The following is a 25,857-nucleotide window of genomic DNA, read 5'->3' on the forward strand; positions in this document are numbered from 1 at the left end:
CGGCGCGGCCAGCTTCACGCAAAACGACACCACGGCCGGCGCCGGACAAGACATTACCCTGAGCGGCAACAACGATTTCGGCAGCAGCGTCACCTTCGCCGCCGGCTCGGGTGCGCAAATCAACAATCTGTCGCTGACCAATACCGACGCCACCCCCGGCACGCTGACTTTGCCCAGCAGCATCACCGGCAACCTCACCCTCAATTACGTCAACGCCGCGCTGACGGTGCCGACGATCGGCATTGGCGGTGCATTGAATGCGACAGGTGGCAGCGGCATTTTCATCAACGGCAACGTCACCACCGGCGGCGGGCAGACCTATAACGATGCGGTGACCCTGAACGCCAATGCCACGCTGCAAAGCACGGGCAGCGGTGCGATCGATCTGGTTTCCACCATCGATGGCAGCTACGCGCTTGGCATCCAAACCGGTGGCACGGCGACGCTGGGCGGCACCGCCACGCTCACCGGCCTCACCAGTAACAGCAGCACCTTTACCGCCGGCACGCTGGACATCGGCAGCGGCGGCCTGTCGGTTACCACCACGGGCGGCGCGATCACGCAGACCGGCGCCTTTACCGTCACCGGCAGCAGCAGCTTCAACGCGGGCAGCAATGCCATCACATTGACCCATGGGGGCAACGACTTCAGCGGCGCGGTGGCGTTGACCGGCGGCACCACCCAGATCAGCCAGGGCAGTGCATTGGTGCTGGGCGCGCTGCATACCGGCGCGCTGACGGTCGATAGCACCGGTACGTTGAATCTGGGCAGTGGTTCGGTGGGCGGCAACTTGGTCGCCGACAGCCATGACGGTGCCATCAGCCAGAGTGGCGCGTTATCGGTAAGCGGCACCAGCAATATCGATGCGGGCACCAGCGCCATTACGCTGACGTCAAGTAACGCCTTCGGCGGCGCGGTGTCATTGACCGGCACCACGGCGCAGATCACCAACGGCACGGCGCTTACGCTGGGCTCGGTCGACACTGGCAGCCTCACCGCCATCAGTACCGGCAACCTCAACCTGGGCAGCGGTACCGTGGCGGGCAATCTCGCGGCGACCAGCAACGGCGGCACGGTCAGTCAAAGCGGTGCCTTGTCGGTCTCCGGTACCGGCAATCTCAACAGCGGCAGCGGTGCGATCGCGCTGACCAACGGCGGCAATGCGTTTACCGGCGCGATCACGGCGACCGGTACGGGTGTCGGCATCACCAACGCGGGCAACCTGAGCATCGCCTCGCTGACCGACAACAACAACGGCAGCGTTGCGCTGACCGCGGGCGGCACGCTGACGGTGCTCGGCATCAGCGCTGGCAGTGGCAGCGTCGCGCTGGCTTCGAACGGCGGCACACTCACCACGGGCGGCGCGATCAGCGGCGGCGATGTCTCGCTGACCGGCCTGGACGGCATCACCGCCAACAACAGCATCAGCGCGAGCGGCACGCTTTCGCTGGTGACCGCGCATGGCGCGATCAGCGAAGGCAGCGGCGGCAGCATGGCCGCGGGGACACTGACCGGTTCGTCGTCCGGCGCGACCACGCTCAACGGCGCCAACGCGATCGGCACGCTCGGCAGTTTCAGCGCAGACGGCTTCAGCTTGAACGATAGCCAGGCCTTGACCGTATCGGGCACGATCAACGGTCAGGGCAACGTCGCACTGACCACGGCCAATGGCAACCTCACCATCAATAGCAGCGTGCAAGGCACCAGCACGACGCTGAACGCCGCCGGCGCGATGAATGAAGGCAGTGCCGGCGGCATCGTCGCCAGCACGCTCACCGGCAGCGCGGGCGGTGCGGCCACTTTGAATGGTTCGGGCAACCAGATCGGCACGTTGGGCAACTTCAACGCCGGCAATTTCAGCCTGATCAACGGCCAGGCGCTGGTGGTGAACGGTACGGTCAATGGCGGCGCCAGCGCCGCCCTGACTACCAGCAGCGGCAATCTCACCCTTAATGGCGCGGTGATCGGCACATCGACCTCGCTCAATTCGGCCGGCACCATCAGCGAAGGATCGGGCAGCATCGCTGCCAGCACGCTCTCGGGCAATTCGGCCGGCGCCACTACGCTCAACGGCAGCAACCAGGTCGCCACATTGAGCAACTTCAGCGCGAACGGTTTCAGTTTCACCGACGGCCAGTCGCTGAATGTGTCGGGCACGGTCAACGGCAATGGCAATACGACGCTCCTCACCCATGCCGGCAACATCAACATCGCCGGTGCCGTCATCGGCACCACGGTAGCGTTGCAGTCGGCCGGTTCAATCAGTGAAGGTGCCGATGGCGTGACCGCCGGTACGCTGACGGGCAGTTCCAGCGGCGCGACCACGCTTACCGGCTTCAATCAGGTCGACACGCTGGGCAGCTTCAGCGCCAACGGTTTCAGCCTGAACGATGCGCAGGCCCTGACCGTCGCCGGCCCGGTGAAGGGCGGCAGCCTTCTCGCGCTGACCACCAGCAGTGGCGGCATCAGCATCAATGGCAGCACCAGCGGCACCGCTACCACGCTCAACGCGGCGGGCATGTTGAGCGAAGGCACGGGCGGCTCGCTCAATGCCTCGACGCTGACCGGCAGTGCCGGCGGGGGCACCACGCTGGATGGCACCAACCAGGTCGGCACGCTAGGCGATTTCCGCTCGACTGCCGGCTTCAGCTTCGCCGACAACCAAACGCTGACCTTGAGTTCGCTCAACGGCAGCAGCTACACGGTAAATGCCGGTACCTCGCCGGTCTCGTTCACGATCACCAATGGCAGCCTGCTGCAGTCGGACAAGACCTGGCTGTATGACGGCACGGGCACGTGGTCCTCCACCGGAGCGATCGGCACCGAGGCCAACCCCATCTACGTAACCGGCACCACCACGCAGTACGTGCCGTTGGTGGGCGATCCGCCGGCCTACTTCTACGCGGTAGATGCGTCGGGCAACATCCTGTCGATCGTGGGCGATAGCGTGAACGTACCGACCTCGGTGTTCTCCAGCCGCGCGCAGAACGCGAACAACCATCTGGATTCATACATCGATGCGAGCGTGATTTCGGCGAACTATCGTTCGTTCGGCATCGTGCCGTCCGGTATCCTGTTGCCGCCCGATCAGCAAAGCTGCCAGTCGGGGCAGGGCAACGATTGCCCGGACGATTGAGCGCGAAGGCTCCTTCCCCTCCCCTGCACGCAGGGGAGGGGCTGCATGAATGAACGGGACGGTTTCGATGCGTGGTGCCAAATACAGCAGGGGTGTGTTGTGCGGGTTGCTGGTCGCGGTGGCGGCGTATCACGCGCACGCGCAGATCGCGCCGCGGCTTACCGGCGATGCGGTCATGGCCAGGCTTGAAACGGCCAAGCAGGATCTGGCGGCGCGAGCCGCCAGCGTGCACGACGATCGTCTTGCCTCGGCGAGCGAGCGCTTGGGACAGATGGAGGCGGCGCTGCGCAAATCGCTCGGCAACAAGAGCAGCCAGCCGGTGGAAATCATCGACGACAGCTCGCGTGTAGCGGTCCTGCGCGCGGATGCGGCGATACAACGAACGCGTGCCTACCTCGACACCGTCAAGGGTTGTCCCGGCGACGATGCGAAAGCCATGGCGGCGGGACTGGCCGCCACCATCGACCGCCTCGCTGCCGCATTCGGTTCATCCAAGGCCACGCCGGTCGTCAGCGGCGTAGAAACCATCGATCATCGCCCGTTGTTTGCGCTGCATCCGGGCTCGGCGCCGGTGGCGCTGGCGCTGGTCGGCACGGATCTTTCGGATGCGCAATGCGCCGATCCACAGGTCACCGCCACGGATGCACAGGGCCACCCGATCGATCCCCAGCCGATCGTGACGGGCGTATTGCCCACGCGTATCGAACTGAAGCTGCCCGCTGGCACGGGGACTGCCAGCGGTGCGTACGTGCTGCACGTAGTGCCCAAGCACAAGGTTTTCTTGCGCGGGTGCACAGAGCAGCCGCAGGCGCAGGCGGTGGTGCAGGTGGCGCCACCGCTGCGCGTGTCGGTGAGCTATACCCTGATAGCGACGTGCAACGGCCAGAGCGTGCCGGCCGGCTCCGGCACCCTGCCGGACATCACGGCCTACGGCGGCACGGCGTCGCGCCAGGTGGAGGCGGGCGCCTGCGCCAATCCCTCCCGTTATGCGATCAGCGCCAAGGTCGCCTTCGGCGGCGGCAACAGCGTATCGGTGGGGCCGTTCGAGCAGAGTGCGGACGCGGACATCACGGTAGGGCTGCCGGCCGGCCTGGCAATGAGCTGGAGCCCATCCACGCGCACGGTGTTCGTGCGCTCCACGGCGAACATCTGCAAGGGCGTTTATTGACGCCGGTGCGTGGGGGGTCTTCGACCGATGCGGCTTATTCGTCGGTCGAGCCGGAAATGACCTGCAGCTCGCTCACGCCGCCCGGGGCGAGATCTTTCATCAGGTCGACAAAGCTCAAGCCGACCAGGCGCTGTGCGCGACGCAGCAACAGCGGAATCGGACTCGACGGTTCGCAGCGCGCGTAGTACTCGCAGATGTCGTCGATGCGGCGGATGACGTCCTGCGGTCCCTCGATGCGGCCGGTGTGATTGGCCTTGCCGCCGCTCGAGGAGGCTTCACCGGCTTCGCCGGCGCCTTCGGCATCGGTATCGCCACCTGCAGCCTGCGGCGAACGCCTGGCCAGTTGCGGCTCCAGAAATTTCTTCACTTCGAAGATATCGCTGAGCAGGGGCTTGAGGTCCGGGCCGGCCGTGCCGATGTGCTCGCTGAAAATCGCGTCGATGGCCTTGAGGTCGTCCAGCGCAGCGCCGATCGCGGCGACCGTATCGGTCAGTTGCTCTTCGGGGCAGTCCATGCAGCAGGCTTCGATCTGGCTCATGCTGGCCTGCTCGGGCACCTCTTCCTGTTCGCTGCCGGCGACCTTCAACGTGCCGTTGGCGATGCGCAGGTCGCGCAGGCTGAAGCGGCCGAGCCGAGGCGACTGCACGAATGGCGTGTTACGGAAAAAGCCCAGCATGCCTTGCAAGTCGGTGACCGCCGATATCGCATTTACGCGGGCGGTGGGATCGTTGTCGTCCTCGGCATCCAGTTGCGGGTGCACGCCGTCCCAGAAGTTTTCCAACAACCCCTTGAGCAGCCGCAAGCCGGCCGCGAAACCGGGCATGCCGGTAGTGCGCATCCAGGCCTTGATCAAATGGACGGCTATTCGCAAATCCTTGGAGCGGCCCAGCAGCGATTCGGCCTGGCTGGATACCCTGTCCCAATCGGGTTCTTCGGCGGCTTTCACGCTGTCGCCCATGGCGCGCTCGGACTTGGGTGAGGCCAAGCGCTCCAGCGCCAGGAACTCAGCGTCGTATTCGAGGTTTTGCCCGGTGGGCGATTCCCCATCGAGGGGGGACAACAACGACTCCAGTGCGTAGCTGGTCATAGCGTCTGCCGTAGTCCTGAGCTGACCGGGATCATAGCGCAGGGCGCCGGCCGTGCGTAACGTGGGCACTGGCGCAATCACGGCGCGGACCGCGCCGGAGGGCGCTCAGTGCGCGGCGATCAACCTTCGAAACGCGGCAGGGGCAGGGCCTCAAGCTCCGGCTTGCCGAACAGGTAGCCCTGTTGCAGATGGATGCCCAGGTCGCGCAAGGTCAGTGAATCGTCCGCCGTCTCGACCCCCTCGGCAATCACTTGGATGTTGAGCTCTTCGCACATGCGCACGGTGTGGCGGATGATCGCGCGGCGTGCCCGGTCCAGCGAAATGCCCTTGATCAGCGCCAAATCCAGCTTCAGCAGGTCCGGCTGAAAATCGGCCAGCAGGTTCAGGCCCGAATAGGCCGCACCGAAGTCGTCGATGGCGGTAAGAATGCCTTGCGCGCGATAGGCCCTGAGCGCGCTCACCAGCCGCTCGAAATCGGCGACGGCCTCCTGTTCGTTCACTTCGAAGATGATGCGCGCCAGGGGCATGCCGACGCGTTTGGCGGTGGCCACCGTCGCCATCAGGCCGTGATAGGCGTCGTAGATGGCGTTGGGCATGAAATTGATCGACAGCAGTGCAGGGGGTTTGAGCCGGCCCGCCCATTCGAGCGCGGTCGTCCGGCAGAGCTGGTCGAAGGCGAGTCGATGGTCCAGCTCGACACCGGAAAGCACGTCGCTGGCGGACGCGCCATCTTGGCCGCGCACCAGCGCTTCATGTGCGAAGGTGGTCTGGCAGCTCAAGTCCACGATCGGCTGGAAAGCCATGGTAATGGCTCGCTCGAAGGATTTTTCTTCGTCGCGCAGGTCACAGGTTTCCATGTTTCTCACCGACAAATAGCTGTTTGGCAACCAACCGGTACGTATTGCGTCCGGCTTCCTTGGCGAGGTACAGGGCCTCGTCGGCGAGCTTCATCAATACATCCTGCGACGCAGGTCCATGGAAGAACACCGCGCCCATGCTCATATGCACATCGATGCAATGGCGTCCCATCATCACCGCCATATGCAGGGCTTTCCACAATTCGTGCACAAAGGCTTCGGCCGCGGCATGGTCGTGCAGGTGATCGCACAACACCACGAATTCGTCGCCGCCAATACGCGCGACCACGGCTCCCTTGAGCACGATTTCTTGCAGGCAGCGTCCGACTTCGGCCAGCACCAGATCGCCGGCGGCGTGGCCGTGGGTGTCGTTGATGGACTTGAAGTTGTCCACGTCCAGCAACACCAGCAGCACCGGCGCACGGTTCTGGCAGGCATTGCGCAGCAGCGGCTGCGCCTGTTCATTGAAGTAGCGGCGATTGGCTAGGCCCGTCAGCGCATCCTGGTGCGCCAGGCGCAGCAGTTCGCGCTCCACGTTCTTGATGTGGGTGATTTCCGTGGTCAGCGCATACAGACCGCGAACCTTGCCCTTGGCGTCGGTATCGGGGACATAGTGCGTCTGAAAGTGCAGCAGTTTTCCGCGATAGGTCGCTTCATATTCGAACCATACCGACTCGCCTGCGTAGGCGCGGTCCAGATATTCCTTGAGCTGCTCGTAGAGCGCCGCGCCGCGAACTTCCTTCACCGTTTTGCCCAGCATGGTGGAGGGCAGTTCGCCCGATATCTGTTCGACGAAGCGGTTGATATAGGTATAGCGCTCGGACATGTCCACGCGCGCGATCACGGCCGGCACGTTGTCGGTGATCGTCTTCAGCTGGGCCTGGCTTTCGATCAGCGCCTGCTGGATCTGCACGCGCTGGGTGACGTCGCGGCCGGTGTAGATGATTTCGGTGCTGCCGTCGCCATCGGGGCTGTCGACGATGCGCGCGAACGCCTCGATCCAAAGATAGTGGCCCGCGCGATGCTGCAGCCGGTAAGTGGCCGTGGTGGCGCCGCCGACGCGGCGCAACGCGGTCACTACCTCGGCGATCCGCTCGCGGTCGTCGGGATGGATCAGGTCCGGGCGTGGCGTCATGAAATCCTCGACCTCCCAGCCCAGCAGCTCTTTCACCGAGGGCGACACGTAGCGGCGATCGCCGTTGGGCCGGATACGCATCACAAGATCGCCGCTGTTATCGGCCAGCATGCGATAGCGCAGTTCGCTCTCGCGCAGGCGCACCTGCAGGCGATCCTGTTCGACCAGCGCCAGCGCTACCGGCAGGGCGACCAGGCAGTAGCCGGCAATGAACACCTGCGCCATGGTGACCTTCAGTATCGGCGTCACGCCATGCACCAGATCGAACGGTCCCAGATCCAGCGCCGCGCTGCCGGTGGTGATCAGGGCGACGATGGCGATACCGAAAATCATGCCGGCAAAGCGATGGCGGAAAATCAGCAGCAGCAGCGGCGGATAGACCAAAAACAGCAGCGGGTAGCGACGCACCATGAATACCGCGGCACAGACCGCCGTAAGCAGCAGCAGATGCCACAGCAACGAGGCGCGCTTGCCATGGAACAGCGGCTCGCTGTCCTGCTTGATCGCCACCACGATCGACGCGCAGCCGGCGATGATCATGCCCAGCAGATGCGCCCTGAACACCATGCTCCAGTCGATCCATAAGCTCAGTTCCGGCCGGAGATGCCAGACCAGGGTGACGGCAAGCGAGGCGAGGGCGCAGGCCACGACGGCCGCGGCCAGCGCGGTGCGGGCCAGTTTCGGGAACGAGGTCTCGGCATGAATGACCGGAAACTGACGCCTAATGGCCAAAGTGACCATTAGCGTCTCCATCGCGTTGCCCAGGCCCCGCCCCACGATGGTGGGCAGCGGGTCGCCCAATAGCCCCTTGGCGGCCGCATAGCCGAGGAATCCGGCGATGAACAGGGGCCAGGTCTGCGCCAGCGGCCTGCGGATCAGCCAGCCGAGCAGGGCGCCGTTGGCAAGCCACAGGGACGGTGGCGAATGCGTCAGCCGGGCCAGCGCCGTTGAATACAGCGCAAGCGCGCCGCTCAAGGCGAACAGGCCCGCGAACTGCCAGGCCATGCTTGGCATACGCCTCAGTAGCATTGCTGATCCCGGGTCCCCGTTGGTGGCGGCCCGCCATGGGTCGCATCACACATCCGGAAGGCAAGCAAGACTTCTGCCATCTGTCGGGGCCGGCACGAGGCTTTGCCCGCGCGGCCTTAAGGGAGGTTTGCGCCGGTGCCGCCAGACCCTCGCCAAGCGTGCAAGCAGAGCGCACCGGGGACGTGCCGTTTTGTTCCGGATGACGACCTGGCGCGGACGGCACCGACCCCGTTTCAGGCACTTGGCCCCCCTGCGCACACCGGCCAGGCGGTGGCCGCAGGCACGCGATTCCTCATCAATTCATCGACATTTCACCTGTTATCGTCAATGTTCCGGTAGGCAGCTACCACCAATTAAAGGGGAAGCCCATGTCTTGTCTTCACGGAAGTTGGCGTCTGGCCGTGTTGGCCGGTTTGGTCGCTTTAGGCTTTGCGGGCGCAAGCGCGGCGCAAACCGCCGCGCCGGCGTCGGGGCTGGGCCAGTCCTGGCCGAACGCCGTCGATGTGAGCGCGAATCCGAACTGGCACGTCTATGTGTTCATGCTCAACGGCATCAAGTACGTGCAGGTCAACGATCTCAACGGCACCGTGCACGCGGCCATTGGCACGGCAGGCGGTACGACCATCGTGCTGCCGGTCGGCGTGGATGCGCAACACGTCAGCACGACGCCGAGTACCAATACCTCGGCATCCAGCAGCAGCACCGTGACGGTCTACAGCGATGCGACGACCACCGTGACGGCCACCCCGCAAAGCGATGGCACCACGCAGTTCACGGCGGTTCCCGCTTCGACGGCGTCGTCCGATACCTGCGATACCTACAACTGTGGAGGCGGCCGGGGCAGTTGAAATGCTTCGAGCCAGGCCTGTTCACACTAGAGCCTGTTTGCACCATTGGCGTGGCTCGCGCCGGGAGCTGTTTGCTCGCCAGCCAAGGAAGCGTGAAGGGCGTGTACGTCCGTACACGACTGAGCGATGACGCCGGATGGCGGGCAAACAGACCCGGCCCTGCGGGTTGCGGCCGACAGCGTGAACAAGCCTCGGTGGTGCGACGTGAACCAAGCCCCAGGAACGCGCGATGAACTCAGCGCACCCACAATTGCGCGGCGCGCGGTTGCATCTGCTTGCCTAGCGTGAGGTGTTGGGCGTCGTAGAGCATCACCGAAAGGGTCATGCCATGCTTGCCGCGCCTGGCATGCATCAGTCCGTCGAACAATTCGGCCTGCGCCGCAATTGAAGATGGGGTGCTGGTTCCTGCCCCTAGCCTGGCGGCCACATCGGCGCCTGATTGCCCGCGCGGCGACTGTCGCGCCGCTTGTCCGCCGCCCGTTCCGGTTACGCGGATTGCCGCCCAGCGGCGTCCCTGCGTTTCGCCGCCGCGCAGGGTTAGCGTGATACGGTCGCTTGCCGCTTGCGTGCAAACCTGCGCAACGCTTTCGCAGACGATGCGATAAATGGCCTGATGCACGGGCGGCGCAAGTTGCGACAGCCCGCGTCCCTGGATGATGCATTCGTAGGCGATGCCGCCTTCGTCGAGGATGCGGCCGATGCTTTCGCGCAGCGCCGCGGGCAGCCCGCGTTCGCGCCACGCCACCGGGTGCATCGATTCGGCCAGGCCGTAGATGCGATGTTTGGTGGTGCTTGCCTCCCTGTTCAACGCAGCCCTCTCATCCGGGCTCAGGAAGCGCTGCACTTTTTGCAAGACACGTCCTTGCGACAGCGACACATTGCCGCCCACCATTTCCAGTGCCGCCGAGGTTTGGCGCAGGCGCACTTCGCCCTGGTGCAAGACCTGTTGCACCACGCTGAGCGCCTTGTCCACGGTAAGGCGTTCCTGTTCCTGGGCGTGGATCTGCGAGGCAATGCGCGCGCCCATGAGAAACAGGAAAGTGACCGCGAAGGCGACGAAAAACTGCGCTTGGATAACGATCGGATCAGGCACCGAGAGGGTCAGCACGCAGACGCAGCCGACCGCGATCGGCCCCGTCACGGCGGCGCCGCGCCAACCGTATTTCAACGTCAGCCATGCGACAGGCAGGAACAGCGACATCTGCAGGATCGCGCCGCTTTCGGCGCCCATCCAGGCGCTGGCAACGGCGATGGCCAGCAGGGCGGGTAGTGCATATAGCAGCGCGTCCCAGGCAAGCGTGCTGTGCACCGCTTCGAGGGCCATCTCGCGCAGGCTTCGTCCGTTGCGCGCAATCCGAAAGAACAGCGGCCAGGTAACCATGGTAAGAATCGCCACATAGCTGCCGACGAACACGCCGGCAAGCATGATGGGACTGGCGTGCATGTGCGGATCGGTGGCGGTCACGAAGCCCGCATAAGTCACCACGGCCCATAGCAGGGAGCTGCCCAGCGCGCAGATCAGCAGCGCCTTCATGTCGATCACGCGCTGCGCGGGAAACAGGCCCAGACGCTGGCGGCAGAACCACACCACCGGCATGGCGACGGCGATCGGCGGGATCGACCAGATCGAGGCGGTTACCACGCCGTACAGTCCCACACACTTGAACACCGAGTAGGCAAGCGGCGCGGCTTCGCCCACGGCGAGGGCCAGCCAGAAGCGATAGGGAATCAGCAACAGGCATGCCAGCCGAAGGCCGGAGGTCAGCGACCAGTGCGCATCCGAGAACGGGCGTATGGCGCAGTAGGCCAGCGCATAGGCCAGTGCCACGACGACCTGCCACAGCCATTCGCGTCTACGAGCCCCCCAAGCTTTCCCCATGCTCCGTGCCCCTTTGGCGACCGAGATTTTCAAGCTTTTTCGTTCCCTACGCTGACCGTTTGTATATCGACTATTCCTACGATTTTTGAATGAAAGCCGTGAATTCGTTGTGTAGTGGCAGATGTATTGCCCACTGTCCTCGATTATACGACCCGGATTCTTTCGGCGGATCGTGGAGTACGGCGGGGGCTGCCCCTAAAATCATGCGTGCGTCACACCGCGCACGGCCGGCCGGCGCAGGGGGGCTTGCAGCGCGTGATGCCGTGACTTTCAGGCCTGGAGCAGGTTGCCGCTCTCGCTGTCGGCGATGACTCGGTTGCGGCCTGTGCGCTTGGCGCGGTAGAGCGCGGCGTCTGCTTCCTTGCACAGCAAGTGCAGGTTGTAGCCGCAGCGGTTGCTGGAAGCCAGGCCCACGCTGACGGAGAACGATACGGCGTAGCCATCGCCATCGACCGAAGCGGCTTCGATGGTCTCACGGATGCGATCGGCGATGCCGGCGCCCTGGTGGCTGGAGCAATCGAGCAACAGGATGCCGAACTCTTCGCCGCCCAGCCGGCCGAAGAGATCGGTGGGACGCAAGTGCTGCCGGCAGATCGCCACAGTGCGCCTTAGCACCGCATCGCCCACTGCATGGCCATGCGTATCGTTCACCTGCTTGAAGTAGTCCAGGTCCACATAGACCAGGCAGGCCGAACCCTGCTTTTTTTCCAGCCCGCGCAGAGTTCGATCCGCTTCGCTCATGAAGTTTTGATGGTTGAGGATGCCGGTAAGCCCGTCCAGGCTGGACAGCTGTTTAAAGCGCAGTTGCGAGCGCTTGATACGCAACAGCCAGTAGATGATCGATACCAGCGCAAGCAGCAGCAGCACGATATAAAGCCGGCTCGCTTCGACCGCCTTTTTGTCCAGCGCCTGCTGCAGGCGCAGGATGTTGTTTTGCTTGCTTAGCGTTTCAGTTTCGAGCTTTTCCTGCAGGACATCTTGCTTGGCCACTTCATAGGCCATGGTCCTGGCGCTGACGTCGTCAAGGTTATCCTTGTCCTGCGTGACGTACTGTTCGTAGTACGCCAGCGCGGCGGCGTGGTGACCTTCTTTTTTCTCGATGTCGTAAAGCACCCGATAGGCCACCATCAGCCATTCGCTGATCTGTCCCGGATGGCTCAGGGCAATGGCTGCCAGCGCCGCATTCTTGGCGGCGCTGTCGTTGCCGAGCTTGGCGTAGGCTTCCGCGCGTTCGGCCTGCGATGACAGCATGTGAAAGAAAAAATGACTGGCGCGGATGCTCGGGTCGATCCGATCGAGCAGGCTTATTGCCTTGGCAGGCTGGTTTTCATCCAGGTACAGGCTGCTCAAAACCAGCCATACGCTGTCCACGGCGACGAATTGATGAGAGGCTGTGCAGGCGTCGATGGCCTCCTGTATCTGGGGGTCCGACGAGACCAGCCGCTTGCCGTTGGAACGCGCGGCAACCTGCAGGTTGAGGGTCAGGCAGCGATTTTCTCCTCGCGGCATGGCACCCTCCATCATCTGCGCATACTTGACGGCGAGGTCGGTCTGGCCGGCGAAATCCAACATCTGCGACAGGTACGTCAGCGCCACATAGCGCGTCATCGGGTCCTTGATTTGCGGCAGTTGCGCGGTCAATCGATTGGCCAGCGCAAAGGCTTCCTCGTAGTGCCGGGTAAGCCAGAGATTCATCAACAGCAGCGACGATGCCCTGAATGCCAGCGTGGCGTCGCCGCTGTGGTCGACCACTTGGCGCAGTTGCACTTCGGATTTGGCGTAGTTGCCTTCGAACATGGTTTCCCATGCATCGAGATAACGTAAATGCCATTGGTCGGACGACGTCATGGCCGGCGCTGCCTGGTGGATTTGCGCCAGCATCTGGACGAAGCGGGGATGATCCTTTCTTTCCAGGCTCTCGGCCTGGTCGAGGAATGCCGTCGGGTTGGCGATGGCCGGGACGGGGTCGGTCGCTGCGCAATGTCCTGGCCGCCACGCCGCCATCATGACCATGCCGGTCAGCATGAGACACAAACAGCGGCGATTGAGTGACCAGGACATGCGTACTTGGTCCATCGGCCTGAGGATTACTTGTCCTTATGCGGCGCGGGAGGCGCTTCGTCGTCTTCGTCGTGCTCCGGCTCCTCCTCATGACCCGGGATCTGCGTGAACTGCGGCGGATCCATGTGCTTGTGTCCCAGTTCCTTGGATAGCTGCATGGTGTCGCCGGACGCTACCGCCGCGGTAAGGGCCTCCGATGCGTGAGCCTGGGCAAGTACCTTGGTCAGTTCCTCCGCCGATGCGTGTCGCAGCGAGGCATCGCGACCGATGGCTTCCAGCAACTCAATCGTATCTGTCATGTGTCTTCCCCTGGTTCTGTGGTCGTGGTCAAACAGTTGGGCTCTGCAAGGATGATGCCATGCGCAGGCCAGCTTCATGGAGGTCCGATGAGAGCCGTCATCGCCATTGCGGTGATGGTCGGCATGTCGCCACAGTCGCCTATGCCTCAGGCGTGCACCGCACGAAAGATGTTTCCCCTATATGACTGTCATTGCACCTTGCGCCTCATGCCGAGGCGTTTGCCTTATCCAGCGCCTCCAGCCGCTCGCGCATGGCGACATTCAGCTTCAAGGGTTCGGCAGGAGGCAGTACTACGGTTTCTTCGGGTGTCAGCGGAACATGAGGCAAGTCGCTCAGGGCCACGCGACGAATGCGCGGCCGCTCGATCGGAAGCGTTGCTGCGCGGTAGATTATCACCTCGTGATCTAGCCGATAGTGGCGGCTGAGCAAGTCCACGAGCAACTGCCGGTATGCCGGTGCCGTTCCCTGACGCGCCAAGGTGCGGTCGCCGACGACGCCGACTTGCCACAGCACCAGGTGTCCGGCGGGATCGATGCGCCGCTCGTAAAAAAGCAGCTGGCTGGCCTCGAAGTGCTGGCAGCCGAAACGTCCGGGGTCGATGCCGAGGTCGGCGTAAAGACAGTCCTCGGCCGAAACGCCCGGCTCCATATGCGCCTGGAAGCCTTCGGCGCGGGCCACTTCGATGACTTTGTGCGGCGACCAGGCAAAGATGCCCGGATGCCCGTAGAACACGCCGCAGACGCGCTTGCCGGCACGTACCTCGGTCATCATCAGCTCGACCCACTGCCGGTAGGTCTTCATGCGCGACTTGCCCTCTTTGTAGTAGGGCTGAAGGCTGCGCACGTCCGGGTGCATGCGTTCGAGCCACATTTCCACGAAACAGTCGGAGAGTCCTGCGAAGATCACGTCGGCCTGCTCGATATAGCTGCGCGCCAGGGGCGTGAGGTGGGAGCCCAGGGTCATGCCAATGCCCACGCAGGCGACGCTGCCACGGCGGATGTCGTTCGGTGATGCGGAATCGGGTGTATGCATGGCGCGATAGTAGGGCAATTTCCGTGTGCGGCGTACGTGCGCGAGGTTGATGCAGGCTGTTTGAAATGTTCAGCGCGCGAGCAGTGGAACATCCATCCGCGCGGATTGGTCGATTGGATCGATTGGCGCGAACCGATCTTCAGGATCGCCGCGCAACGAGATCGGCACGCCTCTGCTGACCAGGGCATCGCCTGCCCGAAAAGGCGGCTTTGACTCACCCCCAATCCCGTGCCGCGCCCCGGTGCAGGCGCGGCTCGGCGCGCTGCATCCGACCCCTCGGCCGATTAGCCCCCCACCCCCGGGTTCCGCGCTGATAAGCCTGTGCAGATCACATTGCAATCCATTGATTTACTGCAAGATCGGCGTGGGCAATGCCGCCCGATCTTGAAAATAGGTGAATCTTATGAAGCGCGTAACCGTCTACGTCGTGGCCGTCATCTTCTGCGCCCTGTTCGCTTCCGCTGCGTCCGCGCAGACGACCACAGCAGGTACCACCAGCAGCACCTCGGGCACGCAAAGCACCAGCCTACTTGAGCTGCTGACCAGCTCCGGCTGCACCAACGTCCTGCAGTGCTCGGGAGGACATTGATCCCCAGCGTGGGCTAGCTAGCCCATAGCCGCATCGGAGTGGGGGCGGGCACGTTCTGCTCCCACTCTTGTTCGGCCACATCTTGCAGCAAGAAGGTCAGCTGCAGGGTCTTGTCGCTCGGGCGAACATGGAATTGGCCGTTGAACAGGCGCACGTGGTCGCGCAGTTCGACCAGGTCCAGTCCGGTCACCCCAAGCTTGTGCGCAAGACGATCGCGCTGGCCTTGCCTGAAGAAGGTGCTGTCTTCCGTGGCGCCGTCCAGGTGCCCCGCGATGCGCAGCACCACCAGGCGGTTGCCATCGATATCGACGCCGCGCAGTGTCAGTTGGACGTCCGAACAGCGCACGTTGGCGCAGATGTACACCACCGATTCGCAGGCCAGGCGATAGATCATGGTGTGCAGGTTCGCCGCATGCGCGCCGAAGCCGCGTCCCTTGACCTGATAGTTGTAGGCGATGCCTGCTTCATCCAGGGCGCGTCCCAGGTTTTCGCGCAGCGCCGCGCGCAGGCCGCGCCGGCGCCAGGCGATCGGATGCATGGCATCGGCGATCTGGTACATTTTTTCCTGTGCGGTGGCCGCCTGCTTGGAATACATCTGGCTTTCGTTCGCCGGCAGCATCATGCGGAAGCGGTTGAGCAGCCGGTTTTGCGTGACTTGCATTTCACCGCACACGTATTCCAGCGTTTCCGACGCCTGGCGCAGGCGCATTTCGCCCACCTGCAGGCTTTGCCGGGCCAGCCGCATCGCCTGCTCGACGTCCACGCGTTCCTGCGCCTCGCGCTGATGCAGCGCGGAGATGCGCGCACCCATGGCGATCAGGCAGGTGATGGCGAAGGCAATCATCGACTGCACCTGCAGCACCATGGGGTCGGGCGTGTCGTAGTTCATCAGCACGTTGATGCAGGCCACCACGATCGTTCCGCCCATCACGGCGGCGCGCCAGCCGTGCTTGAGGGTCAGCCACGCCACCGGCAGGAACATGAACAAGCAATACACCTGCTTGTCTTCCTTGCCGTGCAGGGTCAGCCACGACAGGATCAATTGCGAGGGGATCAGGATGCCGGCCGCGTCGAGCGCCATCGAACTCTTGACGAACCCGCGCAGGCGCTTGAGCAGCATGCCGGAGCGATATTCCAACTTGGCGATGATGACCCAGGGGATGGTCGTCAGCAGCGCCACATAGGAACCGACGAACAGATACACCACCAGGATGGGCGTAATGGCCACGCCCGGGTTTTTCGCCAGCGACATGGCCGCGTAGTTGGCCAGCGCCCACACCATGGGAACGGCCAGCGTGCACAGCAGCAGGGTCTGAAAGTTCACCAGCTGCCTGGACGGAAACAGCGCGAGCTTTTCCCTGCAAAACCATACCACCGGCATGGCGAGGGCAATGAAGGGCACCGCGTTCGCCAGGCCCCAGCCAAGCCCGAACTGCGCCACGGAAAGGCTGCTCTGGTAGGCGCTGGTGATCGTGTCACCCACCGCCAGCGCTGCCCAATAGCGGTAGGGTATCAGCAACAGCAGGGCCAGCCGCAGGCCCGAGAGCAGCTCCCAATGGGCATCGGAGACAGGGCGGATCAAGGCGTAGACGGCTACATAGCCCAGCGCCACGGCGGCCTGGCGGAGCATGGATAAACCCGGTGCATTCCTCATTGCCCTATCCCCTGATTTGAGATTGCGCCGCAATTCAAGTGCTTATGACACATCCTTGATATGGCACCCGGGTTCGGCACAAGCCCCGATAACGAGCGTGCGGTGCCACCATACGATGCACCCATGCCCCTGCGAAGCTCCCTTGCCAATGATATCGGCCAGACCCCCGGTTTGTGTGAATTGGGCGAGCGTTGCATGGGCAAATGGACGTCCTGAAGTGACGCACAAGGCAAAGCACGAACCGTTCCAGCGTGCGCCAGTGGGGTCGGCGGCGCTTCACGGGCCTGCTTCTTAGGCATACTGTCCGCCGCGGTCCGCTCCGTTGGATGAAGGGACCTTTGTGCGGTAACCCAGGCGTGAGGGATCGATCGTGTCTTGCGTTGTTGCGCAGCCCGTTGTCGCCAAGCTCACCAAAGCCGCCATCTTCCTGGTGGCTACCTTGCAACCCGGGCCTCGGCACGATCAGACGGTAAGAGGGCTCTGCGCCGACCTGCCGTCGCTGCTGCGCGCGGTGGGTTTTCGCGACCCCGACGGCCGGCTGTCCTGCGTCATGGCGTTTGGCTCCGCGGCCTGGGACCGGCTGTTTGGACAGCCCCGGCCGGCCGAGCTGCATCCCTTTCGCGAAATTCGCGGCGTACACCATGCGGTCTCCACGCCCGGTGATCTGATGTTCCACATCCGCGCCGCGCGCATGGACCTGTGCTTTGAGCTGGCCAACGAGATCATGTCGCGGCTCGGCGAGGCCATCGCCACGGCCGACGAGGTCCACGGCTTCAAGTATTTCGACGAGCGCGACTTGCTCGGCTTCGTCGATGGTACCGAGAACCCGATCGATCAGGAGGCTATCGACGCGGCGATCATCGGGGACGAAGACCCCGCTTTTGCCGGCGGAAGCTACGTGATCACGCAGAAATACCTGCACGACCTCAAGGCGTGGAACATGCTGCCGGTGGAGCAGCAGGAGCGCATCGTGGGGCGCAAGAAGCTTTCGGACATTGAACTGGACGACGCGGAAAAACCCGCCTACGCGCACAACGCGCTGACCAACATCGAGGAGAACGGCGAACAACTGCAGATCGTGCGCGACAACATGCCGTTCGGCAACGTGAGCCGCGGCGAGTTTGGCACTTATTTCATCGGCTACGCGCGTTCGCCGCGGCGGATCGAGCAGATGCTGGACAACATGTTCATCGGCAATCCGCCGGGCAATTACGATCGCCTGCTGGACGTCAGCAAGGCGGCGACCGGCGCCTTGTTCTTCGTACCCTCCGCTACGTTCCTGGCTGATGTGACCGTGTCGGGCGCATCGGCCAAGGCCCAGGCAACAGACAGCGCCACGCCAGCCGCGCAGCAGGCCGTGGATGGTTCGCTCGGCGTCGGCTCGCTCAAAGGAGAACCCTCCCATGAATAATCTTCACCGCGAACTGGCGCCGGTATCCGAAAGCGCATGGACGCAGATCGAGCAAGAGGCCGCCAGGACGCTCAAGCGCCATCTGGCCGCGCGGCGGGTGGTGGATGTGATCGGGCCCAAAGGCCCTGCGTTTTCGGCACTGGGCACCGGCCACCAACACCCCATCAAGCCGCCGGCCGATGGCGTGCAGGCCGCGCTGCGCGAGGTGAAGGCGGTGGTGGAGCTGCGTGTTCCGTTCGAGCTGTCGCGCGAGGCGATCGATTCGGTCGAGCGCGGCGCCAACGATCCGGACCTGCAACCGCTCAAGGACGCCGCGCGCAAGATCGCCTTCGCCGAGGACGGCGCGATCTTCGAAGGTTATGAAGCGGCAGGCCTGACCGGCCTTCGCCGCGGCAGCAGCAACACCTCGATCGCGCTGCCGGCCACGATGAGCGACTATCCCGCCGCCGTCGCGCAGGGGCTCGGTCGTCTGCGCGACGCGGGCGTCAACGGTCCGTACGCACTACTGCTGGGTGAGCAGCCATACACCAACGTAAGCGGAGCGACGAACGAAGGCTATCCGATGGCCCGTGACATCGAGCATCTGCTGGAGGGTGGCATCATCTGGGCGCCGGCGCTTGAAGGTGGCGTGCTGATGAGCACGCGTGGCGGTGATTTCGAACTGCATCTGGGCCAGGACTTTTCCGTCGGGTACTTAAGCCACAACGATCGCGTCGTGCAACTGTACTTGCAGGAAAGCTTCACCTTCCTGCAGCTGACTGCCGAAGCCGCGGTCATGTTGACCGCCAGCGGCACGTAAGGTCGCACCGGATCACTGGCCTGCCATGGTGCGGGCTTCGTAAGTCATGCGACGTTGGAGCACCGCGCGCCGAAGTCGGGCAGGGCGAACGCTGCGGTAGAAACCAGCGTACTGAGCCTGCTCATCATGGCGAGAATCTGCGCGCCGGTCGCCCGGGGATGCACCAGCAGAAAGCGATTGCCGCAGGCACCAATGTGGCGGCATGCGGCTGCCGTGCATACGTTGCCGTCGCCTGAGGCCAGCGCGGGCGGGGCCTGATAGTGCGGATCCCATAGTTGCCTGCGCAACACGCCATGGTGGGGGCCACCGGCTATGAGACATTCGACGATCTGTTCCATTTTCTTATCCGTTCCGACTGCGAGGACGTTTGAACCATGTCGGCCAGCAAGCACGCGCCGAGCCACCGTCCGCGCTGGAATGTGCGCCGCATCACGGATTTGAAGGAAGCCCGATCATGGCAGCCGCAAGCACTTTCATGCCGGTGCAAGAGGGCGGCAAGCGCAACGGCGAAACCGCCTGTTTTGCGCCAAATCTTCGTCAGCGTGTGAAAGCGCCGCCCTGCGCATGTTGGCTATTTGACGCGCCAGCCGAACGCGGCGGAGATCGGTCGACGCAAGCGTGATGCGCAATACAGTCAGATCGCGCCGCGCAGGGGCAGCTTCGCTTTGGCAGCGGCACGTTGTGCGATTTTCGATGGCCGGGGCGGCGCCGTAGACAGTGGAAACTGGATACGGCGCCGCGCATGTGGCCTGTCAGGCCACGGCCTAAAGCCTGCCAAGAGCCTTCCATGCCATGCCCATCATGAAGCCATCGCGTGGCGTTTCAGCTTCATGATGGGTGTCGTTCAAGATGGCTTACTGCGCGGTGTAGCCGCCATCGACGACAATCGACTGGCCGGTGAGATAGCGGGCCTTGTCGCTGGCGAGAAACACGATGGTCTGCGCAATTTCGTCGGCCGTCGCGGCGCGCTTGGCTGGCATGGAATTGAGGAAATTGGCCTTCGCCTGCTCGTCGCGGCCGGAGAAGCGGTTCAACATCTCCGTTTCCACCGGGCCCGGGGCAACCGCATTGACGCGCACTCCCACGGCGGCGCCTTCCAGCGCCACGCTCTTGGTCAGACCTTCGACCGCATGCTTGCTGGCCACGTAGATCGATGCACCGGGAATGCCGACCTGGCCGGCGATGGACGACAGGTTGACGATCGAGCCCGAACCCTGCGCCAGCATCACGCGCATTTCGTGCTTGAGCGACAGCAAGGTGCCAAGCACGTTGGTGGAGAAGGTGTTTTCGTAGGCTTCGGGGCTTTGTTCGGCCACCGGCCCCAGATCGCCTTCGGTGCCGGCGTTGTTCACGGCGACATCGAGGCGGCCGAAGCGTTCGACCGTGCGATCGACGAGCTTGCGCACTTCTCCTTCGAAGCGCACATCGGCGCGGACAAATTCCACTAGCGCGCCCAGGCCGCGCAGTTCATCGGCGAGTGCATAGCCGGCTTCTTCGCGTCGGCCGCTTACCACCAGGCGGGCACCTTCTTTGGCGAACGCGATGGCGGTGGCGCGGCCGATGCCGGTCAGAGCGCCGGTGATCAAAACGACTTGCGTTTGGGTATTCATGGTGGGACTCCGTCATGGTGGGAAAGGTTTGACGGAACGCACTTTGGACGAGTCTGTGCGCGTTAAGTAGAAAGCTGCGGGGAATACGCATTATTCGCCGACGGAATAGGGCATCGGCGAGGGAGGGCATAGGCGCTTGCCATGGCGTGCCTGAACACCTGCCGCGCCGAGTGATGCATGGTGAAACTTTAAAGCATGTATAAAAGTACTTTTAGCATTAAAAGATTCAATTGAGCGACCTATAGTGACTCCACCTCAACGCAACAGGAGTCACCCATGTCTCGCATTTCTACTCCAGCCGTCGAATCGGCCACTGGTGCCACTGCGGAAATTTTCCAGCAGATTCGCAAAGCCGCAGGCGGCGTACCCAATACCTTTGCCGCGATCGGCTCGCTCCATCCCGCCGCGCTGAAAGCGGTGCTGGAGGCCGATGGCGTGCTCGCCGCCGGCTCGCTGAGCAAGCAGGACCAGGAAACGATCAAGTTGATCGTCAGCGTGGTCGCCGGTTGCGACTATTGCGTGGCCGCGCACTCGCTGCTTGGCAAGATGACGGGCATCAAGCCCGACGTGCTGGCCAAGATCCGTGCCGGCGAGTCGACCGGCGATGCCAGGCGCGACGCACTGGCCCGCTTCGTGCGCACCTTGACGACCACCTCCGGCACGATTTCCGAACAGGATTTCAACGCGATCAAGGCGGCCGGCTACACCGATGCGCAATTGGTAGACATCAGCCTGGCTATCACATTGACCGTCTTCACCAACGTGTTCAATCGCATCAACGATACCGCCATCGATTTTCCGGCGGTAAAGTAAGTGCGTCATCAAGGGAGCGCCAGGACGATGGCGCTCCCTCCCGTTCGTTCGGTTACCAATCTATACCTCGTCATCCTGCCGCTGCGAGGCACGGCGCCACTGCGCCGGCGTGATACCCATGTGCAACTTGAATGCACGCTGGAACGCCGCCTCGGACTGATATCCCACGCTTTCGGCTACCGCGCCGGTGGATGCGGACGACGTGCGCAGCGCGTTGGCGGCCAGCGTCATGCGGATATCGGTAAGCAGGTCGCTGGCCGAACAACCGAGCTTTTCCTGGAACAAGCGCACGAAGGTGGCGCGCGACATGCTGCATTTGCGTGCCAGCAGCGGTAGCGTCCAAGGCTGGCCCGGATCGTGGAACAGCGCTTCGAGCGCGGGAGCCAGCCTCGGATACCCCGCCAAGGCCAGCAGGCCCGCCGGCGCCTCGCGCGATTGGCTGGCAAAGCGCAAGGTCAGTGCGAACAACGCCGTGGACAGCGCATTGAGCATGGCGCGTCCGCCCAGGGAATCGACGCCGCTTTCCGTGCGCATCAGCGCCATCAGCGTCGCCAATTGCGTGCCCGTCTCGCGGGCTTCTTTCGCCGCCTCGGCGGTTCCGCGTGCCACCAGGTGTGTGGGCAGGTAGCGGCGCAACAGGCGCGCATGCGGGGCAGACAGCACGAAGCGGCCGCACAGCATGTCCAGGCGCGCGCCGTGGCCGCTGTTTTCGCTGAAGACCACGTTTGCGGCCGCGCGTTGCACCGGCCGCCTGGCGCGCTTGCCGCTACCGTCATGCAGTGTGTGCGCCTGGCCGTTGGCAAGCAGCAGGATGTCGCCGGCGCCTATCTGCACTGGCGGTCCCCCGTCTGGATCTTCCAGCAAAGCGGCGCCTTGGAGTACTACGTGATAAGCCATTTCGCCAGCGGCCGATGCGTCCTGGTCGATACGCCATGGCGCACCGTACTGGCAGCGCAGATCGAGCTGCCCGCGCACCGGCGTGATGTCCAGCAAACGGCTCAACCAATCCTGGGGCACCGACATGGCGAACCTCCTCTGACACGAACAAGCATATATGTGAATTAATATGACATTAACATGCTCAAATCGCTTCGCAAAATGCGTCTGCTTTCCAGCCGCTTCGCACGGGTGGCCGAGGCAAACATCGCGGAACGCTACACCGATTCCTTGCGGGAATGAGAGCTATGCGCATGCGGCGGGTTCTCCACGCCACGCTGCGTACCGACCATGGTGACACCTCAACGCAAGGAATTTACCGCCATGTCTCTGCAAGCCACATTAGACGCCTTCAAGGCCGACTTCCGCGCCGGCAAGCCGCCGTACAACGCACCGACCGACATTCACCCCATCATGGAACGCGCGACCGCCGACCTGATTGCCTCGGGCCAGGCCGGCCGTGCCGCCAAGGCCGGCGATGTCGCACCTTCGTTCGTTCTGCGCGACGCGCACGGACACGCGGTTTCGTCGCAGGAGCTGCTGTCCAGCGGCCCGTTGGTGGTGAGTTTTTATCGCGGCGTGTGGTGCCCGTACTGCAATTTCGAGCTGCAGGCACTGCAAAACACGCTGCCGCTGATTCGCGAAGCGGGTGCCAACCTGGTGGCGATCTCGCCGCAGCTGGCGGTCAACAGCCAGAAATCCGAGCGCGTCAATCAGCTGGATTTCCCCATTCTCAGCGACCCGAACAATCAGACCGCCGCCGACTTCGGCCTGCGTTACGCGCTGCCCGATTATCTGGTGGAACTGTATCAACGGTTGAAGAACAACCTGCCGGCTTTCAACGGCGACGATAGCTGGACGCTGCCCATTCCAGCACGCTATGTCATCGCGCCAGACCGCACCATCGTGTACGCGGAAGTGAATCCCGACTACACGCATCGCCCCGAGCCGGAAGACCTGCTGCCGCTGCTCAAGCAGTACGCCATGGCCTGACCTGCGCAGGTTGCCGCGCTTACGCCGTGGAGGCGATCTCCTTCAGGGTCGCCTCCACGAAGTCGGCAAACGCGCGCGCCTTGGCGCTCACCATGCGCCCGGTGGGAAACAGCGCCCACAGGTCGATGGGCGGCAACGTCCAGTCGCCGAGCACGATAGCAACATCGCCGTTGCGGATTTCCGCGGCGAACATCCACTCCGAGGCGATCGCGATACCCATGTCCGCCAGCACGGCCGCGCGCAAGCCTTCGGCGGCCGATACCTGGACACGGCCGGCGACCACCACGGACGCGGCCGTGTCGCCGCGCTGGAAATTCCACGCGGTATGGCCGCCGCTGGGGTTGTATCCCACGATCTGGTGCTGCGCCAGTTCCGCTGGCGTGACCGGAGTGCCGTGCGCCTGAAGATAGGCGGGTGTCGCCAGGGCGTAGCGTCGCGACTGGGCGAGATGCCGTGCGGTCATGTTCGAGTCGGGCAGGGAGCCCATGCGCAGGGCCACGTCGATGCCTTGCTCGACCAGATCGATGTTGCGGTCGTCGAGCCTGACGTCGATCTGCAAATCCGGATGCGCGCTAAGAAACGTATTCAAACTTGGAATGATGTGCAGTCTGGCGAAGGTGACCGCCGCGCTTACGCGCAGCTTGCCCGACAGCCCCTTGCCGGTGCCGCGCGCCAGCAGTTCGGCTTCGTTGGCTTCCTCGATCGAGCGCTTGGCGCGCTCGTAATACTGCTGGCCTGCATCGGTGGGCGTAAGGCCGCGGGTGGAACGCAGGATCAGCCGCACGCCAAGCCGGTCTTCCAACTGCGCGATGGACTTGGACACTGCCGGCTGGCCGACATTCAAACGCCTCGCCGCAGCGGAAAACGAGCCCGTTTCCACCACGCAGATAAACGTTTGCATGACAGTGAATCGGTCCATGGCTCTTGGTTCCGAAAACCTAAGGATAGCTGCGCGCGGCCATTGGTATGGGCAGCGTCACCGCGCATTTCGATGTCGGCCCGGAATGGCCCGATCAGGACCGATGCAAGCGCAGATCGGAGATAGGGGCGGGAGGATGCTACGCGCGGGGACGGTCCAGGTGACTGGCCAGGGCGCTGGAGCACCGGCGTAAAGACCGATCGGCGACGTCTTCCCTTGACCTTCGTGCAGTGACGCAACAGCAATTAAAATTAAAATAATCAAATAATTAAATAAGTAACCTTATATTTTAATTTAAGTTAAAAATACCCCGGACTGCACAACGACCCGTGCCGCAGCCGGAGCGACGCGCGGTCCCGGGCTGGCAACATGGGCAAGGCTCCGAATAGGCCGACTTCAGGCCGTCGTAAAACCGCCGATATCCAGTGGTATGAACCATGTCACCCGCACGGCCGTTCCCGCTCATTTCCTTGGTGCACTGGCCGCCGCGGTGGCGCATGCGCACGCGTTGGAGGCGCTGGCGCGGCCGCTGCTGGAACTGCTGCAAACGGCTACGGGCATGGAGTCGACCTACCTGACGCGTCTGGATGAGGCGAGCGGGATCCTGCAGGTGTTGTATGCGCGCAATACCCAGCACCTGACCGTGCCGGAAGGCTTGTCGGCACCGTGGGCGGACACTTTGAGCAAGCGCGCGCTGGACGAAGGGCGCTCGTATACGGACGATGTCGCGGGGCGCTGGGGTGATTGCACCGTGGCGCGGACGCTTGGGCTGGCCACCTATCTGGCCGCGCCGATCCGCACCAAGGGCGGCGGCCTGTTCGGCACCTTGTGCGCGGCCAGCGACGAACGCAAGCCGCTCACCGATACCGCCACGCACGTGCTGACGCTGTTTGCGCAATTGATCGGCCAGCAGGTTGAGCGGGAACGGCTGGCGATGGCCGTGCAGCAGGCCAACAGCACTCTGGCCAGGACGGCATTGATCGACAGCATGACCGAACTGCCCAACCGGCGCGCCCTGCTCGATGACATGCAGCGGCGCCTCGCTGCCCAGCAGGACGATCAGGCGCTGATCGTGGCGTTTATCGACCTGGACGACTTCAAGCCGATCAACGGCCGCTTCGGGCACGACATCGGCGACCAGTTCCTGCAGGCCGTGGCCAAGCGGCTGCGGCGCATGCTGCGTGACAGCGACCTGGCCGCGCGCGTGGGCGGCGATGAATTCGTGGTGCTGGCGGTCGAGGCGCGGACCAAGGCCGAAGAGGCCGGCGCGGCGCTGTCCCGGCGTTTGGAACATGCCACGCGCGGACGTTTTCGCTTCGACTCGGTATTCATCGACTATGACGGTGCCAGCGTCGGCGTCGCCGTGGCCGAACCGGGATGCCGCAACGCCGAGGACCTGTTGAACCGCGCCGACGCCGCCATGAGCACCATCAAGCGCCTGCGCAAGCACAATCTGGTCGCGCAGATGGCAGCGGCCAAGGTCATCGCGCGCTACGAGTGGCCGGTGATCGATTGAACAATTGCTTGCGCCTGCCGGCGCATTGCATCCGGCCATGGCCGGGCCGGACTTTGCAAGAAATGTACGTAGCGTCCCTTATAGT

Annotated in this window: 20 protein-coding genes and 1 pseudogene; 9 read left to right on the plus strand and 12 right to left on the minus strand. The window is 63.5% G+C overall.

The genetic code is table 11. The annotated features are described in order from the left end of the window. Positions 1-3,136: pseudogene (locus VME63_RS17130) on the plus strand (S-layer family protein); the annotation flags it as partial. Between the two features lie 49 nt (positions 3,137-3,185). Then, positions 3,186-4,304: a hypothetical protein gene (locus VME63_RS17135; protein WP_325434583.1), complete on the plus strand. Its 1,119-nt coding sequence runs from the start codon at positions 3,186-3,188 to the stop codon at positions 4,302-4,304. Positions 4,305-4,338: 34 nt separating this feature from the next. Here the strand turns inward: VME63_RS17135 and tssA are convergent, their stop codons facing one another. From tssA to VME63_RS17150, 3 genes are all read right to left on the minus strand, one after another. Further along, on the minus strand, positions 4,339-5,391 hold the full coding sequence (tssA, locus tag VME63_RS17140; RefSeq protein WP_325434585.1) for a type VI secretion system protein TssA: 1,053 nt from the start codon (positions 5,389-5,391) through the stop codon (positions 4,339-4,341). 119 nt (positions 5,392-5,510) lie between these two features. Continuing rightward, positions 5,511-6,257, minus strand: a complete 747-nt coding sequence (locus tag VME63_RS17145; RefSeq protein WP_414648286.1) for an EAL domain-containing protein — start codon at positions 6,255-6,257, stop codon at positions 5,511-5,513. After that, positions 6,235-8,388 (minus strand): diguanylate cyclase domain-containing protein, encoded by a 2,154-nt coding sequence (locus tag VME63_RS17150; RefSeq protein WP_325434588.1) that lies wholly within the window; start codon positions 8,386-8,388, stop codon positions 6,235-6,237. The genes VME63_RS17145 and VME63_RS17150 overlap by 23 nt, the downstream gene beginning before the upstream one ends. Before the next feature lie 392 nt (positions 8,389-8,780). Here VME63_RS17150 and VME63_RS17155 point away from each other — a divergent pair, with 392 nt between their 5' ends. Further along, the gene (locus tag VME63_RS17155) at positions 8,781-9,260 is read left to right on the plus strand and encodes a hypothetical protein (protein ID WP_325434590.1); all 480 of its coding nucleotides are present in this window, start codon (positions 8,781-8,783) and stop codon (positions 9,258-9,260) included. 235 nt (positions 9,261-9,495) lie between these two features. Here the strand turns inward: VME63_RS17155 and VME63_RS17160 are convergent, their stop codons facing one another. The 4 genes from VME63_RS17160 to VME63_RS17175 all read right to left on the minus strand — a co-directional run bounded on the left by VME63_RS17160 (position 9,496) and on the right by VME63_RS17175 (position 14,532). Next, on the minus strand, positions 9,496-11,088 hold the full coding sequence (locus VME63_RS17160) for a hypothetical protein (protein ID WP_325434591.1): 1,593 nt from the start codon (positions 11,086-11,088) through the stop codon (positions 9,496-9,498). 321 nt (positions 11,089-11,409) lie between these two features. Further along, a complete protein-coding gene (locus tag VME63_RS17165) occupies positions 11,410-13,200 on the minus strand; it encodes a GGDEF domain-containing protein (RefSeq protein WP_325434592.1) in 1,791 nt (596 codons plus the stop codon). A gap of 26 nt (positions 13,201-13,226) precedes the next feature. After that, positions 13,227-13,499 (minus strand): hypothetical protein, encoded by a 273-nt coding sequence (locus VME63_RS17170; protein WP_325434594.1) that lies wholly within the window; start codon positions 13,497-13,499, stop codon positions 13,227-13,229. A gap of 205 nt (positions 13,500-13,704) precedes the next feature. Further along, positions 13,705-14,532, minus strand: coding sequence for an SAM-dependent methyltransferase (locus tag VME63_RS17175; RefSeq protein ID WP_325434596.1), 828 nt, complete (start codon positions 14,530-14,532; stop codon positions 13,705-13,707). A gap of 403 nt (positions 14,533-14,935) precedes the next feature. Between VME63_RS17175 and VME63_RS17180 the strand changes: the two genes are divergently transcribed. After that, positions 14,936-15,121 (plus strand): hypothetical protein, encoded by a 186-nt coding sequence (locus tag VME63_RS17180; protein ID WP_325434598.1) that lies wholly within the window; start codon positions 14,936-14,938, stop codon positions 15,119-15,121. A 13-nt stretch (positions 15,122-15,134) separates the two neighbouring features. Here VME63_RS17180 and VME63_RS17185 read toward each other — a convergent pair whose 3' ends face one another. After that, positions 15,135-16,751, minus strand: coding sequence for an MASE1 domain-containing protein (locus VME63_RS17185; protein ID WP_325434600.1), 1,617 nt, complete (start codon positions 16,749-16,751; stop codon positions 15,135-15,137). Positions 16,752-17,145: 394 nt separating this feature from the next. Between VME63_RS17185 and VME63_RS17190 the strand changes: the two genes are divergently transcribed. Together VME63_RS17190 and VME63_RS17195 are read left to right on the plus strand one after the other, a co-directional pair. Beyond that, positions 17,146-18,186 carry a Dyp-type peroxidase gene (locus VME63_RS17190; RefSeq protein WP_325434602.1) on the plus strand — a complete coding sequence of 347 codons (1,041 nt, stop codon included), beginning with the start codon at positions 17,146-17,148 and terminating at the stop codon, positions 18,184-18,186. Further along, on the plus strand, positions 18,179-18,985 hold the full coding sequence (locus VME63_RS17195; RefSeq protein ID WP_325434604.1) for a family 1 encapsulin nanocompartment shell protein: 807 nt from the start codon (positions 18,179-18,181) through the stop codon (positions 18,983-18,985). Before VME63_RS17190 ends, VME63_RS17195 begins: the two co-directional genes overlap by 8 nt. 44 nt (positions 18,986-19,029) lie before the next feature. Here the strand turns inward: VME63_RS17195 and VME63_RS17200 are convergent, their stop codons facing one another. Then, on the minus strand, positions 19,030-19,323 hold the full coding sequence (locus VME63_RS17200; RefSeq protein WP_325434605.1) for a hypothetical protein: 294 nt from the start codon (positions 19,321-19,323) through the stop codon (positions 19,030-19,032). A 516-nt stretch (positions 19,324-19,839) separates the two neighbouring features. Then, a complete protein-coding gene (locus tag VME63_RS17205) occupies positions 19,840-20,595 on the minus strand; it encodes a glucose 1-dehydrogenase (protein WP_325434606.1) in 756 nt (251 codons plus the stop codon). A gap of 276 nt (positions 20,596-20,871) precedes the next feature. Between VME63_RS17205 and VME63_RS17210 the strand changes: the two genes are divergently transcribed. Then, positions 20,872-21,408, plus strand: a complete 537-nt coding sequence (locus VME63_RS17210) for a carboxymuconolactone decarboxylase family protein (RefSeq protein WP_325434607.1) — start codon at positions 20,872-20,874, stop codon at positions 21,406-21,408. A 60-nt stretch (positions 21,409-21,468) separates the two neighbouring features. On the opposite strand, the gene VME63_RS17215 is transcribed toward VME63_RS17210, so the two are convergent. Further along, positions 21,469-22,431 carry an AraC family transcriptional regulator gene (locus VME63_RS17215; RefSeq protein ID WP_325434609.1) on the minus strand — a complete coding sequence of 321 codons (963 nt, stop codon included), beginning with the start codon at positions 22,429-22,431 and terminating at the stop codon, positions 21,469-21,471. 237 nt (positions 22,432-22,668) lie between these two features. Between VME63_RS17215 and VME63_RS17220 the strand changes: the two genes are divergently transcribed. After that, positions 22,669-23,337 (plus strand): peroxiredoxin-like family protein, encoded by a 669-nt coding sequence (locus tag VME63_RS17220; protein ID WP_325434611.1) that lies wholly within the window; start codon positions 22,669-22,671, stop codon positions 23,335-23,337. 19 nt (positions 23,338-23,356) lie between these two features. On the opposite strand, the gene VME63_RS17225 is transcribed toward VME63_RS17220, so the two are convergent. Further along, positions 23,357-24,238 (minus strand): LysR family transcriptional regulator, encoded by an 882-nt coding sequence (locus VME63_RS17225; protein WP_325434613.1) that lies wholly within the window; start codon positions 24,236-24,238, stop codon positions 23,357-23,359. Between the two features lie 448 nt (positions 24,239-24,686). On the opposite strand from VME63_RS17225, the gene VME63_RS17230 reads away from it, so the two are divergent. Further along, entirely contained in the window at positions 24,687-25,772 is a 1,086-nt protein-coding gene (locus VME63_RS17230; protein ID WP_325434615.1) for a sensor domain-containing diguanylate cyclase, read from the plus strand. Positions 25,773-25,857 lie beyond the last annotated feature (85 nt).

The sequence above is a fragment of the Dyella sp. genome, from assembly GCF_035503745.1.
Classification (GTDB): Bacteria; Pseudomonadota; Gammaproteobacteria; order Xanthomonadales; family Rhodanobacteraceae; genus Dyella_B.

Coding starts and splice junctions, on each gene's coding strand:
- VME63_RS17225 (WP_325434613.1), bottom strand. CDS start 24,238: ATGCAAACGTTTATCTGCGTGGTGGAAACGGGCTCGTTTTCCGCTGCG.
- VME63_RS17200 (WP_325434605.1), bottom strand. CDS start 19,323: ATGGAACAGATCGTCGAATGTCTCATAGCCGGTGGCCCCCACCATGGC.
- VME63_RS17205 (WP_325434606.1), bottom strand. CDS start 20,595: ATGAATACCCAAACGCAAGTCGTTTTGATCACCGGCGCTCTGACCGGC.
- VME63_RS17220 (WP_325434611.1), top strand. CDS start 22,669: ATGTCTCTGCAAGCCACATTAGACGCCTTCAAGGCCGACTTCCGCGCC.
- VME63_RS17230 (WP_325434615.1), top strand. CDS start 24,687: ATGAACCATGTCACCCGCACGGCCGTTCCCGCTCATTTCCTTGGTGCA.
- VME63_RS17185 (WP_325434600.1), bottom strand. CDS start 16,751: ATGCTCCGCCAGGCCGCCGTGGCGCTGGGCTATGTAGCCGTCTACGCC.
- VME63_RS17155 (WP_325434590.1), top strand. CDS start 8,781: ATGTCTTGTCTTCACGGAAGTTGGCGTCTGGCCGTGTTGGCCGGTTTG.
- VME63_RS17175 (WP_325434596.1), bottom strand. CDS start 14,532: ATGCATACACCCGATTCCGCATCACCGAACGACATCCGCCGTGGCAGC.
- VME63_RS17195 (WP_325434604.1), top strand. CDS start 18,179: ATGAATAATCTTCACCGCGAACTGGCGCCGGTATCCGAAAGCGCATGG.
- VME63_RS17180 (WP_325434598.1), top strand. CDS start 14,936: ATGAAGCGCGTAACCGTCTACGTCGTGGCCGTCATCTTCTGCGCCCTG.
- VME63_RS17210 (WP_325434607.1), top strand. CDS start 20,872: ATGTCTCGCATTTCTACTCCAGCCGTCGAATCGGCCACTGGTGCCACT.
- VME63_RS17170 (WP_325434594.1), bottom strand. CDS start 13,499: ATGACAGATACGATTGAGTTGCTGGAAGCCATCGGTCGCGATGCCTCG.
- VME63_RS17165 (WP_325434592.1), bottom strand. CDS start 13,200: ATGTCCTGGTCACTCAATCGCCGCTGTTTGTGTCTCATGCTGACCGGC.
- VME63_RS17135 (WP_325434583.1), top strand. CDS start 3,186: ATGAACGGGACGGTTTCGATGCGTGGTGCCAAATACAGCAGGGGTGTG.
- VME63_RS17150 (WP_325434588.1), bottom strand. CDS start 8,388: ATGGCCTGGCAGTTCGCGGGCCTGTTCGCCTTGAGCGGCGCGCTTGCG.
- tssA (WP_325434585.1), bottom strand. CDS start 5,391: ATGACCAGCTACGCACTGGAGTCGTTGTTGTCCCCCCTCGATGGGGAA.
- VME63_RS17215 (WP_325434609.1), bottom strand. CDS start 22,431: ATGTCGGTGCCCCAGGATTGGTTGAGCCGTTTGCTGGACATCACGCCG.